This window comes from Streptomyces sp. NPDC032822, from assembly GCF_055578825.1.
Genome location: NZ_JBVIOL010000007.1, coordinates 167957 through 180016, shown reverse-complemented (window position 1 = coordinate 180016; position 12060 = coordinate 167957). Strand labels below are relative to the sequence as shown.

14 protein-coding genes are annotated in these 12060 nt (G+C 71.8%); 9 read left to right on the top strand and 5 right to left on the bottom strand.

What is annotated here, in order from left to right:
- Nucleotides 1-112: 112 nt before the first annotated feature.
- Nucleotides 113-373 carry a UBP-type zinc finger domain-containing protein gene (locus tag ACZ5VD_RS21355; RefSeq protein WP_468550986.1) on the bottom strand — a complete coding sequence of 87 codons (261 nt, stop codon included), beginning with the start codon at nucleotides 371-373 and terminating at the stop codon, nucleotides 113-115.
- Nucleotides 374-459: 86 nt separating this feature from the next.
- On the opposite strand from ACZ5VD_RS21355, the gene ACZ5VD_RS21350 reads away from it, so the two are divergent.
- Nucleotides 460-2055, top strand: coding sequence for a Na+/H+ antiporter (locus ACZ5VD_RS21350; protein ID WP_468682944.1), 1596 nt, complete (start codon nucleotides 460-462; stop codon nucleotides 2053-2055).
- A gap of 15 nt (nucleotides 2056-2070) precedes the next feature.
- On the opposite strand, the gene ACZ5VD_RS21345 is transcribed toward ACZ5VD_RS21350, so the two are convergent.
- Together ACZ5VD_RS21345 and ACZ5VD_RS21340 are read right to left on the bottom strand one after the other, a co-directional pair.
- The gene (locus ACZ5VD_RS21345) at nucleotides 2071-2994 is read right to left on the bottom strand and encodes a 1-aminocyclopropane-1-carboxylate deaminase/D-cysteine desulfhydrase (RefSeq protein WP_468550988.1); all 924 of its coding nucleotides are present in this window, start codon (nucleotides 2992-2994) and stop codon (nucleotides 2071-2073) included.
- A 40-nt stretch (nucleotides 2995-3034) separates the two neighbouring features.
- Nucleotides 3035-3625 carry an N-acetylmuramoyl-L-alanine amidase gene (locus ACZ5VD_RS21340; protein ID WP_468550989.1) on the bottom strand — a complete coding sequence of 197 codons (591 nt, stop codon included), beginning with the start codon at nucleotides 3623-3625 and terminating at the stop codon, nucleotides 3035-3037.
- A 336-nt stretch (nucleotides 3626-3961) separates the two neighbouring features.
- Between ACZ5VD_RS21340 and ACZ5VD_RS21335 the strand changes: the two genes are divergently transcribed.
- The 3 genes from ACZ5VD_RS21335 to ACZ5VD_RS21325 all read left to right on the top strand — a co-directional run bounded on the left by ACZ5VD_RS21335 (nucleotide 3962) and on the right by ACZ5VD_RS21325 (nucleotide 7477).
- Nucleotides 3962-5368, top strand: coding sequence for a family 2B encapsulin nanocompartment shell protein (locus ACZ5VD_RS21335; protein ID WP_468550990.1), 1407 nt, complete (start codon nucleotides 3962-3964; stop codon nucleotides 5366-5368).
- A 125-nt stretch (nucleotides 5369-5493) separates the two neighbouring features.
- Complete coding sequence (locus ACZ5VD_RS21330) at nucleotides 5494-6633, top strand: family 2 encapsulin nanocompartment cargo protein polyprenyl transferase (RefSeq protein ID WP_468551145.1); 1140 nt, start codon at nucleotides 5494-5496, stop codon at nucleotides 6631-6633.
- Nucleotides 6634-6850: 217 nt separating this feature from the next.
- Nucleotides 6851-7477 (top strand): GNAT family N-acetyltransferase, encoded by a 627-nt coding sequence (locus tag ACZ5VD_RS21325; RefSeq protein ID WP_468550991.1) that lies wholly within the window; start codon nucleotides 6851-6853, stop codon nucleotides 7475-7477.
- A gap of 105 nt (nucleotides 7478-7582) precedes the next feature.
- On the opposite strand, the gene ACZ5VD_RS21320 is transcribed toward ACZ5VD_RS21325, so the two are convergent.
- On the bottom strand, nucleotides 7583-8179 hold the full coding sequence (locus tag ACZ5VD_RS21320) for a TetR/AcrR family transcriptional regulator (protein ID WP_468682943.1): 597 nt from the start codon (nucleotides 8177-8179) through the stop codon (nucleotides 7583-7585).
- A gap of 126 nt (nucleotides 8180-8305) precedes the next feature.
- Here ACZ5VD_RS21320 and ACZ5VD_RS21315 point away from each other — a divergent pair, with 126 nt between their 5' ends.
- The 5 genes from ACZ5VD_RS21315 (at nucleotide 8306) to ACZ5VD_RS21295 (ending at nucleotide 11241) form a co-directional block, all read left to right on the top strand.
- Complete coding sequence (locus tag ACZ5VD_RS21315; RefSeq protein ID WP_468682942.1) at nucleotides 8306-8890, top strand: dihydrofolate reductase family protein; 585 nt, start codon at nucleotides 8306-8308, stop codon at nucleotides 8888-8890.
- A gap of 26 nt (nucleotides 8891-8916) precedes the next feature.
- Complete coding sequence (locus tag ACZ5VD_RS21310) at nucleotides 8917-9147, top strand: hypothetical protein (RefSeq protein WP_468550993.1); 231 nt, start codon at nucleotides 8917-8919, stop codon at nucleotides 9145-9147.
- A gap of 104 nt (nucleotides 9148-9251) precedes the next feature.
- Nucleotides 9252-9665 carry a YciI family protein gene (locus ACZ5VD_RS21305; RefSeq protein ID WP_468550994.1) on the top strand — a complete coding sequence of 138 codons (414 nt, stop codon included), beginning with the start codon at nucleotides 9252-9254 and terminating at the stop codon, nucleotides 9663-9665.
- A 7-nt stretch (nucleotides 9666-9672) separates the two neighbouring features.
- The gene (locus ACZ5VD_RS21300; protein WP_468682941.1) at nucleotides 9673-10899 is read left to right on the top strand and encodes an RNA polymerase sigma factor; all 1227 of its coding nucleotides are present in this window, start codon (nucleotides 9673-9675) and stop codon (nucleotides 10897-10899) included.
- Nucleotides 10900-10908: 9 nt separating this feature from the next.
- Nucleotides 10909-11241 (top strand): DUF952 domain-containing protein, encoded by a 333-nt coding sequence (locus ACZ5VD_RS21295; protein ID WP_468550996.1) that lies wholly within the window; start codon nucleotides 10909-10911, stop codon nucleotides 11239-11241.
- Between the two features lie 35 nt (nucleotides 11242-11276).
- Here the strand turns inward: ACZ5VD_RS21295 and ACZ5VD_RS21290 are convergent, their stop codons facing one another.
- Nucleotides 11277-12014: a VOC family protein gene (locus tag ACZ5VD_RS21290; RefSeq protein WP_468550997.1), complete on the bottom strand. Its 738-nt coding sequence runs from the start codon at nucleotides 12012-12014 to the stop codon at nucleotides 11277-11279.
- Between the last annotated feature and the right edge of the window lie 46 nt (nucleotides 12015-12060).

Genomic DNA, 12060 nt, shown 5'->3' with positions numbered 1-12060 from the left:
ACCACGCTCCGTGGCTAGGGGGTTCGCGGGCCCAATTGGGAAGAGCGCGCGCCGGGTTGACGTACCCAGACGTCAGACGGTCGAACCGTCCGGATCAGGGCTCAATCGGGGGTCATACGAGGACGTGGTCGACGAAGCACCAGCGCCAGGTCTCTCCTGGCTCGAAAGTCCGCATGATCGGATGTCCGGAGTCCTTGTGGTGCTCCGTGGCGTGCCGGCCCGGTGAGGAGTCGCAGCAGCCGACATGACCGCAGACGAGGCACAGCCGCAGCTGTACGGGATGCGTGCCGTGCGCCAGACATTCCAAGCACGTCTCGCTCAACGGCTCGGGTTCCGGGTGCGGCAGCGCGTCGGCATGCGTGCACTGTTTCATGATTGCCAGGTTACGACGGGTGTGCGGACGACCGCGCGGAAAACCGAGGGCGGGCCGACGACGATGGACGAGGGTGGGCGAGGACCATGGACGTGATGCCCCTGTTGCTGCTGGTGGCGGGCAGCGCGGTGATCGCCGCGGCCGCCCGGCGGACGCCGGTGCCGGCCCCCCTGCTGCTGGTGGCCGCCGGGCTGGTGATCTCGTACGTCCCCGGTGTCCCGGAGTACACCCTCGACCCGCACGTGGTCCTGCCGCTGATCCTGCCCCCGCTGCTGTACACGGCGGCCACCGACAGCTCGTACCTCGATCTGCGGGCGCAACTGCGGCCCGTGGCGCTCCTGTCGGTCGGCTACGTCCTGTTCGCGACCTTCGCCGTGGGCTGGGCCGCCTATCTGATCGTGCCGGAGCTGCCGCTGACCGCCGCACTGGTGCTGGGCGCGGTCGTGGCGCCGCCGGACGCGGTCGCGGCCACCGCGGTCGCCCGCCGGGTCGGGCTGCCCTCCCGGGTCACCACGATCCTCCAGGGCGAGTCCCTGGTGAACGACGCCACCGCGATCACCGCCTACCGGGTGGCCCTCGCGGCGGCGGTCGGCGAGGGCGCCACCTGGGCCGGCGGGATCGGGGAGTTCCTGCTCGCCGCGGTCGGCGGCGTCGGCTTCGGCCTGGTCCTCATGGTCCCCCTGCACTGGCTGCGCACCCACCTCAAGGAGGCGCTGCTGCAGAACACGCTCTCCCTGCTGATCCCCTTCGTCGCCTACGCGGCGGCCGAGCAGGTGCACGCCTCCGGTGTCCTCGCGGTGGTGACCGTCGCCCTCTACCTCGGACACCGCGCGTGGGAGGTCGACTTCGCGACCCGCCTCCAGGAGGAGGCGGTCTGGAAGATGGTCGCGTTCGTCCTGGAGTCGGCGGTGTTCGCGCTGATCGGGCTGCAACTGCCCCTGATCCTCAAGGGACTCGGGGAGTACGAGGGAGTCAGTGCCGCCTGGTACGCGATCGCCCTCTTCCTCGTGGTCGTCGTCTCCCGGTTCGTGTGGGTGTATCCGGCGACCTACCTGCCCCGATGGCTGTCGGCCCGGATCCGGGAACGCGAGCCCGACCCCACCTGGAAGGGGCCGTTCGTCATCGCCTGGGCCGGCATGAGAGGCGTGGTCTCCCTGGCCATCGCCTTCTCCATCCCGCTGACGATGCACGGCGGCGAACCCTTCCCCGAGCGCAACCTCATCCTCTTCCTGACCTTCACCACGGTCATCGGAACACTGGTCCTCCAGGGCCTCACCCTGCCCCCGCTGATCCGCCTCCTGAAGCTCCCCGGCCGGGACATCCAGGCCGAGACCCTCGCCGAGGCGAACGCCCAGGCGCAGGCCTCCCGGGCCGCGGAGCGCCGCCTGGACGAACTCCTCGCCGATGAGCGCAACGCCCTCCCACCGCCCCTCGCGGACCGTCTCCGCAGCGTCCTGGAGCGCCGCCGCAACGCCGTCTGGGAACGCCTCGGTCAGGTCAACCCCCTCACCGGGGAGACCGTCGACGACGCCTACCGCCGGCTCTCCCGCGAGATGATCAGCGCCGAGCGGGCGGTCTTCGTGAGACTGCGCGACGCCCGCCACATCGACGACGAGATGCTGCGGACGCTGCTGCGCAGGCTGGACCTGGAGGAGGCCGCCGCCTATCGAGAAGCGGCGTGAGCCGTCGCCGGACGGTCAGCCGGCGAAGGGGCTCCCGGTGATCACCGCGATCACGGTGGCCCCCTCCCGGAACGCCCCCTCCTCCACCGACACGACAAGGCCATAGAGCAACTTGGCGACATAGAGACGTTCGACGGCCATCGCGTGCCGTTCCTCGAAGTCCTCGGCGAAGGTGTGGAGTTCCGGGGGTGTACGGCCGTAGCCCCCGAAGTGGAAGCGGTCGTCGAGGGTCCAGTCGCCGCGCCGACCGCCGAAGGCGTCCCTCTGGAGGCCCTCTGTGTCGGCCGTCAGGAAGCCACCCTTCAGGACGGGGATCCCCAGGGCCCGCTGCCCGGGAGCCAGTCCTGCGGCCAGGCCGGCCAGGGTGCCACCGGTGCCGCAGGCCAGGGCGACGACGTCCGCCCGCCCCCGCAGCTCCTCGCCGAGCACCCGGCAGCCGCGCACGGCGGGCGCGTTGCTGCCGCCCTCCGGGACGACGTACGCGCCCTCCGCGCCGGCCGCCCGGAGCAGGCTCGCGAGGGTCTTCGGGTCGTCCTTGCGTCGATACGTCGTCCTGTCGACGAAGTGCAGCCGCATGCCGTCGGCGACGCACCGGGTGAGGGAGGGGTTGAGGGGGCGGTCGGCGAGTTCCTGGCCACGGACCACGCCGGTCGTGGACAGGCCGAGGAGACGGCCGGCCGCGGCCGTGGCGCGCAGGTGGTTGGAGTACGCGCCGCCGAAGGTGACGATCGGCCGGCCGGCCGCGGCGGTGAGATTGGGGGCGAGCTTGCGCCATTTGTTGCCGATGAGTTCCGGGTGGATCAGGTCGTCGCGCTTGAGCAGCAGCCGGACGCCCCGGCGGGCGAAGCGGTCGTCGGTGACCTCTTGCAACGGCGACGGCAGCCGCGGCCCGAGAGCGGCGAGGGCGTCGGGGCCGGGGACGGCGTCGGGGCTGGTCACGGCTCCATTGTCACCGGCCCCGGTACTCCCGCGCCCGCCGTCACTTCAGACGGTCCCGGATCCGCTCCCGCATCGCCGCCATCGTGAAGCCGCGCGGGTCGACCTTGCCCGGCTGCCACTCCAGGTGGCCGATGACCGACCGCTCCGTCCAGCCGTGGTGGCGGCAGATCGCGGCGGCCGCTCTCTCGATCGCGTCGAGCTGGGCCGCGGGCCAGGGGTCGTCGCCGTCGCCGAGGTTCTCGCACTCGAAGCCGTAGAAGTGACGGTTGCCGTCGGTGTTGGCCTCGTTGTCGTGGGGGAGTGCCTTCTCGGCGATCACGGCGCGCAGGACGTCGTCGTCGCCCAGGCCGGCGTGGTTGGCGCGGCCGTAGCCGACGAGATGGATCCTGCCGTCCTTGGTGATGACGCCGTGGCACAGCGGGCCGGGAAGGGCCTCGTAGCCCTTGCGGCAGAGCTCGACCGTGCGCGCGCTGCCCCGGGTGACCGTGTGGTGGATCATCACGCCGTGGACCGGCCCCCAGGGGCCCTTGTGGTTGCGGTTGTGGTGTTCCCAGTCGCCGACCTCGACGACTTTGACTCCCTCGGCTTTCAGTCCGGCCAGAAAAGCGCCCGCGGACATGGGTGAGGCCATGGCCGCCTCCTTCGTACTGCGCGCCGGCCGCCGTGCGCCGCCGACTCGTACCGCTTGCTTGTACCGGAAGCGGAGGATCCGGACTACTCGTTCGCACGACGTGCGAGCCGATTCGGACAACATGCGGAACGGCCGCCCGGGCGCCGCCGACCGCCGCCGCGCACACCCGTCGGAGCGGGTTCTTCGAACAGGATTCCTCGCACTGCCCAGTCGATCGGTGATCCATTCCCGCTCTTTCGTGTAATAGCACCAGCACGGTGTGTGATGGAAGGCTTGCGCGGGAGATCGATGCCCGGCGTAGATCAGCGCCGGGCATAACTGGGAGGGCAATTCCATATGTCGGTAGGCGAAGAGGTCCGCACCGAGCAGGACAGGCCGCAGCAGAGTCTCGGCACAGCGGCAGCGCGGAACCTGGCCACCACGACCAAGTCCGCACCCCAGATGCAGGAGATCAGCTCTCGCTGGCTGTTGCGCACACTGCCCTGGGTGAATGTGCAGGGCGGCACGTACCGCGTGAACCGGAGGCTCAGCTACGCCGTGGGGGACGGCCGGGTGACGTTCGTGAAGACCGGTGACCGCGTCGAGGTGATCCCCGCCGAACTGCGCGAACTGCCCGCACTGCGCGCCTACGAGGACGAGGAGGTGCTCACCGAGCTCTCCCGGCGCTGCGAGCAACGGGAGTTCGCGCCGGGGGACGTGATCGCCGAGTTCGGCAGCCCGACCGGCGAGGTCTACCTGCTGGCACACGGCCGCGTGGAGAAGGTCGGCACCGGCCCGTACGGCGACGACGCCGAGCTCGGAGTCCTCGCCGACGGCGCGTACTTCGGCGACCAGGCGCTCCTCGACCCGGACGCCATCTGGGAGTACACGGCCCGCGCGGTCACCGCCTGCACGGTGCTGGTCCTGCCCCGTCAGCATGTCGAGCAGGTCGCGGAGCGCTCCGAGTCCCTGGGCGGACACCTCCAGGAGCAGCGCGCGATCCCCTCGCAGCGCACCAACAAGTTCGGCGAGCAGGAGATCGACCTTGCGGCGGGACACGACGGCGAGCCGGACATCCCGCACACCTTCGTCGACTACGAGGCCAGGCCCCGCGAGTACGAACTGAGCATCGCCCAGACCGTGCTGCGCATTCACTCCCGTGTGGCCGACCTCTACAACCAGCCGATGAACCAGACCGAGCAGCAGATCCGGCTGACGGTCGAGGCGTTGAAGGAACGCCAGGAGCACGAACTCGTCAACAACCGTGAGTTCGGGCTGCTGCACAACTGCGAGTACGACCAGCGGCTCCAGCCGCACGACGGCGTGCCCAGCCCCGACGACCTGGACGAACTGCTCACCAGGCGGCGCGGCACCAAGCTGCTGCTCGCCCACCCGCGCGCGATCTCCGCGATCGGGCGGGAGTTCAACAAGCGCGGACTGGTCCCGGAGACCATCGACGTGGCCGGCAACCGGATCCCCACCTGGCGCGGGGTGCCGATCTACCCGTGCAACAAGATCCCGATCACCGAGGCCCGTACGACCTCGATCATCGCCATGCGTACCGGCGAGGCCGAGCAGGGCGTCATCGGCCTTCAGCAGGCCGGCATCCCTGACGAGATCGAGCCGAGCCTGTCGGTGCGCTTCATGGGCATCAATGAGCAGGCGATCATCAAGTACCTGGTGACGGCCTACTACTCGGCGGCGGTCCTCGTGCCGGACGCGCTCGGCGTGCTGGAGAACGTCGAGATCGGCCGCTGGCGGTGACGTTTCCGCACCTGAACGCCGTGTCCCCGCCCTTCGGGGCGGGGACACCCCGGTCGTACGCGCCCCGCCGCGGCGGAAGCGCCACCGTCCGCGGACGCTCCGAGGGGGACGCCGTGACCGAGTTCATGACGGGCACCGAACAGTTCAGGACGGACATCGAAGAGGCGGACGCGGACACCGAGGAGGCCGGCGCGGACATCGGGCGGAGCGCGGACACACCTCCTGTCGGGGGGCGTTCCCTCGACGGGCACGAGGCGGGGGTGATCCTGGAGCGGACCCGGGCCTCGGTCGACCCCGCGCTGCGTGCCGCCCTGGAGTCGCTGCCCGGTTCCATGCGCCGGATCGCGCTCTACCACTTCGGCTGGGAACACGCGGACGGCACTCCGGCGGCGGGCAACGCGGGCAAGGCGATACGTCCCGCGCTCGTCCTCACCGCGGCCGCCGCGCTCGGCGGACCGGCGGCGCGGGCGGCGGCCGTGCGGGCCGCCGCGGCGGTGGAGCTGATCCACAACTTCACGTTGCTGCACGACGACGTGATGGACCGGGACACCACCCGGCGGCACCGGCCCACCGCGTGGACCGTGTTCGGTGACGCCGACGCGATCCTCGCCGGGGACACCCTCCAGGCGCTCGCCCTGCGGCTGCTCGCCGAGGACCCGCATCCGGCGTCCGCGCGGGCCGTCGCACGGCTCGCGGACTGTGTGGTCGAGCTGTGCGCCGGACAGCACGCGGACACGGCCATGGAACGGTGCCGCCCGGACGAGGTCACCCTCGACGAGGTGCTCGCCATGGCCGAGGCCAAGACGGGCGCGCTGCTCGGGTGCGCCTGCGCACTGGGGGCGCTGTACGCGGGGGCGTCGGAGGAGGACGTCGAGGCGCTGGACGCGTTCGGCCGGGAGGCCGGACTCGCCTTCCAGCTCATCGACGACGTGATCGGCATATGGGGCGACCCCCGGTCCACCGGCAAGCCGGCCGGCGCGGATCTCGTCGCCCGCAAGAAGTCGCTGCCGGTGGTCGCCGCGCTCACCTCCGGCACGCCGGAGGCCGACGAACTGGCCGAGCTGTACGGCGTTCCGTACGAGGAGGGAGACCTGGAACGGACGGTGCTCGCCGTGGAACGGGCGGGCGGCCGGGACTGGGCGCAGGTCCAGGCGGCCGACCGGATGGCCCGCGCCATGCAGGAGCTGGCCCGTGCGGTGTCCGACCCGGAGGCGGCGGGCGGCCTGCTGGCGCTGGCGGAGTTCGTGACGCGGCGCAGCAGCTGAGGTTCACGGCGCAGCCGAGTTCAACGAGACCCCGGAGCCGCCGGGGCCGTGCGGTCCTGACCCGCGCGGCTCTCCGGCGGCTCCGGTCGGGCGGGTCCCGCACATCCCCACGGTGTGCGGGCCTCGCCGGTCGGCCCCTCCCGGGACAGCGGCCCCACCCCTACCGCTAGGCTCAACGCCCGTACGATCAACGACTGTTGACGCGAGGGGGCGGACCATGGGTGTGGTGATCCGGACGGCGGGGGCGGACGACCGGGAGCTGGTCGTCGGGCTGCTGGACGCGGCTTTCCAGGACGATCCGGTCAGCGGCTGGGTGTTCCCGGGCGACGAGTACCGCCGTGCGACGCACCACCGGCTGATGGCCGCGTTCACCGATGTCGTGCTCGCCGAGGGCCGCGTCGACCTGGCCGCCGACGGTGGGGCCTGCGCGCTGTGGCTGACCGTACCTGCGGCGGACGACCACACTCATGACGGGGACGCGGCCGGGGACACCGGTGAGGACGACGGTCCCGCCCAGTTGCGTGCCGCCGTCGACCCGGAGAACGAGCGCGTCGAGCTGATCGGCCGGCTCACCGCCGACATCCATCCCTCCGGCCGTGCCCACGCCTACCTGTGGATGATCGGCGTGGACCCCGCGCGTCAGGGCGAGGGCCTCGGGACCGCGCTCATCACCACGGTCCTCGACCGCTGCGACCGCGAGGGCCTGCCCGCGTACCTGGAGGCCAGCAACGCCCGCAGCCGCCAGTTGTACGAGCGCCTCGGCTTCGAACTCGTCGACCGCCCCCTCGACCTGCCGGACGGCGGCCCGCGGATGTGGCCGATGTGGCGCGAACCCCGCGCCTGAGCCAGGCCTGCCGGGCCTGACGGACAGACCCGGTCCGTGGGCCACGACCCACGGGCCCACCCCGCCTGAGCCGGACCCGCCGGACCCGCGGGCCCGCCTCACCGCCTACACACCCGGCTCCGGCACCACCGTCGCCACGATCCGCTCCACCAGCCCCTCCGGCACGCTCACCCCGGGCAGGATGCCCTCCAGGACGCCCGGCAAGGTGAGGTGCTCCAGGATCAGGCCGAGCATGGCGAGACAGAGCACGGCGACGGTCTCGTCGCCGCCGGGGGGCCCGGCGTCCCGGTGGAACTCCATGCCGTACTCCAGGTCGCCGCGCATCGACTTGGTGTAGGAGGCGCGCAGTTCGGGGCGGCGGGTCGCTTCGAGGCGCATCTCCAGGAGGGCGAGACAGCCGGTGCGGTCGCCGGTCGCGCGGGCCATCAGGTCGTGCATGAACGCGGTGACCAGCAGGCGGTCCTTCGGTCTCGTCATCAGCTCGGCGAGCTGGTCGGGGTCGGGCGCGAGCCGCTCGTGCAGCCGGGCGTCGATCTGCCGCAGCAGGTCGTCGCGGCCGGTGAAGTAGTTGGAGGCGGTGCCCGTCGGCACCCCCGCCTCGGTGTCCACCGCGCGGAACGTCAGCCCGCGCGCCCCCTCGCGCGCGAGCACCTCCACCCCCGCGTCCACGAGTGCGGCCCGGCGCTCCGGATTGCGGGCCATTCGGAACCCTCTCTCCCGCTTGACTCCGTGCCCCGAAATCCCCTTGCGACCACTACAGAAGGAGTACTACAACTGAAGCACTACGCCAGAAGTTGTTCACATGGCAGACCACGGAAAGAGACCGGCTTGCGAAAGCTCACCTACTTCATCGCCTGCTCGATCGACGGGTTCATCGGTGACCCGGACGGCGACGCGACGACCATGTACCGCTTCGTCGACGAGGAGTTCTTCGACTTCCTCAAAGCCGAGTATCCGGAAACCCTCCCGACCCCCGGCCGTCGGCCCCTCGGCATCGACGACCTGGAGAACAAGAGGTTCGACACGATCGTCCAGGGCCGCGCCAGCTACGACGTGGCCCTGAAGGAGGGCATCACCAGCCCGTACGCCCACCTCCGCGAGTACGTCGCCTCACGCACCCTCGGACCGTCGCCGGACCCGAACGTCGAGATCATCGCCGACGACCTGGTCGGCAGGGTGCGCGAACTCAAGGCGGAGGACGGCGGGTTCGGCATCTACCTGTGCGGCGGCTCGGTGCTCGCGGGCGAACTGCTCGACGAGATCGACGAACTGGTCATCAAGACGTACCCGGTCGTGCTGGGCACCGGCATGCCGATGTTCGGGTCCGCCCACGCGATCGCCGACTTCACGCTCGACTCGGTGCGCACCTTCCGGAACGGGGCGCTGGTGCGGACGTACAGCAGGAAGCGCTGACGCCCTGTTCGCCCTACCCTGAAGGCATGGACAGCGACGCGCATGCCTGTCCCGCCTGCGGACAGTCCGTCGACACAGTCGTCCGGCGCCACAAGACGCTGGGCGCGTGGGTCCCGGTATGGGTGGCCGGCCCGTGCCGCAACCCGACGTGCGAGGTGTACGTCGACCGGGCCGCGGAAGCGGCCGAAGCCGACGGGAAGCAGAAGCACCACCACCCCGCCCACGCCCCGACCACCACCACCCCGAAAAAAATCTGAGCCGGGTTGTCGAGAACCCGCGACCGGCTCCGACGTCCCCTGTGAGAGCCGCCCACCGAGGGCGGGCCGGGGCGAAGACGCCGAAGACGTGAAGGAGCGGACTCATGAAGTACCTGGTCATGGTGCAGGGCAGCCAGTCGGACTACGAGGCGATGCGCGGCAAGGCATCCCCGGACTCGCCGGCCTGGAACGAACAGGAGCTCCAGGCGATGTACGCCTACATGGGAGCGATCAACGACGACCTCGCCGAGACCGGCGAGATCATCGACGGACAGGGCCTGGCCGAGCCCGCGAAGACCCGCACGGTCACGCTCGGCGACGACGGCAAGGCGGTCATCACCGACGGTCCGTACAGCGAGACCAAGGAGCTGATGGCCGGCTACTGGGTCCTGGAGTGCGCGAGCCTGGAGCGGGTCACCGAGATCGCCGACCGCGTCACCCGCTGCCCCCAGCCCGCCGGAGCCCCGAACCACGCCGTGGTGATCCGGCCCATCCTGGACGGCTCCGGGGACATCTGATCCGACCGTGAGCACCGGCCGTGAGATCGAGGACCTGCTGCGCCGCCACGCGCCGCAGGTCCTCGGCGCGCTGGTCAGACGCTACGGCCATTTCGACGCCGCCGAGGACGCCGTACAGGAGGCGTTGCTCGCGGCGGCCGGGCAGTGGTCCTCGGCCGGACTGCCGGACAACCCGCGCGGCTGGCTGATCAAGGTGGCCTCGCGGCGGCTGACCGACGCCCTGCGGGCGGAGGAGGCGCGGCGGGCGCGGGAGGAGAAGGCTGCGGCGCTGACCCCGCGCGACACGTTCACCGCACCGCCACCGGGCGCGGACCGGGCGCCCCGCGAGGACGACACGCTCTCGCTCCTCTTCCTGTGCTGCCATCCGGACCTGCCCGCGCCCGCGCAGATCGCGCTCACGCTGCGCGCGGTCGGCGGTCTGACGACGGCGGAGATCGCCCGCGCGTACCTGGTACCCGAGGCGACCATGGCCCAGCGCATCAGCCGGGCCAAACAGAAGGTGCGGGGTGTGCGCTTCGGGCGGCCGGACCACTGGGCCGACCGGCTGCCCGCGGTCCTCCAGACCCTCTACCTGATCTTCAACGAGGGCCATACGGCGACCTCCGGCCCCGCCCTCCAACGGCGTGACCTGGCCGGCGAGGCGATCCGTCTGACCCGCACCGTCCACCGGCTCCTCCCCGACACCGGCGAGGTGGCCGGACTGCTGGCCCTGATGCTGCTCACCGACGCCCGCCGCGACGCCCGCACCGGACCGCACGGCGAGCTGATCCCGCTCGACGAACAGGACCGCGACCGCTGGGACAAGGCCGCGATCGAGGAGGGCGTCGCCCTGGTCACCCGCGCCCTCGGCAGCGGACCGGCCGGCCCCTACCAGGTACGGGCCGCCATCGCCGCCGTGCACGACGAGGCACCGTCCGCCGAGGCGACCGACTGGCACGAGATCCTCGGCCTGTACGACGTCCTGGTGCGCCTCGTCCCCGGTCCCGTCGAACGCCTGGGCCGTGCCGTCGCCGTCGCCATGGTCCGGGGCCCGCGGGCCGGGCTGGCCGAAGTGGACGCGCTGGAGGGCGAGTTGCGGACCGGCCACCGGCTGGACGCGGTCCGGGCGCATCTCCTGGAACGGGCGGGCTCCCCCGACGCCGCCCGCGCCGCCTACGAGTCGGCCGCCGCCAAGGCCCTGAGCCTGCCGGAACAGCGCTATCTGCAGGCGCGGGCGGCCCGGTCGAGGTCGTAACGTGACCCCATGACCAGCAGCTTCACGCCCCTCCTGCATCTCACCGAACGCTCCCTCTGGGAGGCCGCCCGCGCGCGCGGCACCTACGAGATCTCGACCCGTGGCCGCACCCTCCAGGAGGAGGGCTTCATCCACTTCTCCACCCGCGCCCAACTGCCGGGCACGGCCGCCTTCTACGAGGGGGTCGACGATCTCGTGGTGCTCGTCGTGGACCCCGCCCGCCTCGACGCGCCGGTGAAGTACGAGGCGGCGAAGCCCGGCGGCGAGGAGTTCCCGCACCTCTACGGGCCGCTCCCGGTGGACGCCGTGGTCGACGTGGAGGAGTGGCGACACGACCGGTGACAGAAGGGGGGGGCAGAACCGGTGACCGGACGGTCCTAGGCGGCCGGCAGCCCGCCCGTCTCCGGATCACGCCCCGTCAGGCAGTACGTCCCGCCCGCCGGGTCCCGCATCACCGTCCAGTGGCGGCCGGGGGCGACGAGCTGCGCGCCGAGCCGCTCGTGCGCGGCCCGCGTCGCGCCGATGTCCGCGCAGGCCAGGTCCAGGTGGGCGGAGAGCGGCCGTTCCTCGCCCAGCCGCTGGAGGAGGACACGGACCGGCAGCCCGGGCGGCGGCTTGACCACGTGGAACTCGGGAAGCGAGCCCGGCAGGGACTGCCAGTGGGGCAACAGCCCGCCCCAGAAGGCGACTTCGGCGTCGTACCGGGACGGCGGGACGTCCAGGCACACCTGGTCGAGCCGGCTGCCCCGCACCACCGGTGGCCGTACCGACTCCCCGTGCCAGGGCCCCGCACAGAACAACTGCCCGCCGGGCGACCGCAGTACGGCCCACCCCTCGTGCCCGGCGGCGAGTGAGGCCCCGCTGCGCAGCGCGGCCTCCACGAACTCCGGCACGTCGTCCACGGAGAAGTCGAGATGCGCGCCGCCGGCGCCGTCCATGACGCCCTGGATCTTCACGCAGGCGTCGGCCCCGTCCGCCAAGAGGGTCGCGAACTCGCCCTGCTCACCGCGGGGTTCGGACAGCCGCGTGTCCGTGACGGCCGTCCAGAAGTCCTGGGCCGGACCGAGGAGCCCGGCGGGCCGGTCGATGAAGGCGTACGTCCAGCGGATGTTCATGCGGTGATCGTAGGCGGGGGAGCCCCGGCGCCCACCCGGATTTCAG

What these genes read in the sequence shown, in the direction of transcription:
- ACZ5VD_RS21355 (WP_468550986.1), bottom strand. Translation starts at nt 373, where the DNA reads ATGAAACAGTGCACGCATGCCGACGCGCTGCCGCACCCGGAACCCGAG.
- ACZ5VD_RS21350 (WP_468682944.1), top strand. Translation starts at nt 460, where the DNA reads ATGGACGTGATGCCCCTGTTGCTGCTGGTGGCGGGCAGCGCGGTGATC.
- ACZ5VD_RS21340 (WP_468550989.1), bottom strand. Translation starts at nt 3,625, where the DNA reads ATGGCCTCACCCATGTCCGCGGGCGCTTTTCTGGCCGGACTGAAAGCC.
- ACZ5VD_RS21335 (WP_468550990.1), top strand. Translation starts at nt 3,962, where the DNA reads ATGTCGGTAGGCGAAGAGGTCCGCACCGAGCAGGACAGGCCGCAGCAG.
- ACZ5VD_RS21330 (WP_468551145.1), top strand. Translation starts at nt 5,494, where the DNA reads ATGACGGGCACCGAACAGTTCAGGACGGACATCGAAGAGGCGGACGCG.
- ACZ5VD_RS21325 (WP_468550991.1), top strand. Translation starts at nt 6,851, where the DNA reads ATGGGTGTGGTGATCCGGACGGCGGGGGCGGACGACCGGGAGCTGGTC.
- ACZ5VD_RS21320 (WP_468682943.1), bottom strand. Translation starts at nt 8,179, where the DNA reads ATGGCCCGCAATCCGGAGCGCCGGGCCGCACTCGTGGACGCGGGGGTG.
- ACZ5VD_RS21310 (WP_468550993.1), top strand. Translation starts at nt 8,917, where the DNA reads ATGGACAGCGACGCGCATGCCTGTCCCGCCTGCGGACAGTCCGTCGAC.
- ACZ5VD_RS21305 (WP_468550994.1), top strand. Translation starts at nt 9,252, where the DNA reads ATGAAGTACCTGGTCATGGTGCAGGGCAGCCAGTCGGACTACGAGGCG.
- ACZ5VD_RS21295 (WP_468550996.1), top strand. Translation starts at nt 10,909, where the DNA reads ATGACCAGCAGCTTCACGCCCCTCCTGCATCTCACCGAACGCTCCCTC.
- ACZ5VD_RS21290 (WP_468550997.1), bottom strand. Translation starts at nt 12,014, where the DNA reads ATGAACATCCGCTGGACGTACGCCTTCATCGACCGGCCCGCCGGGCTC.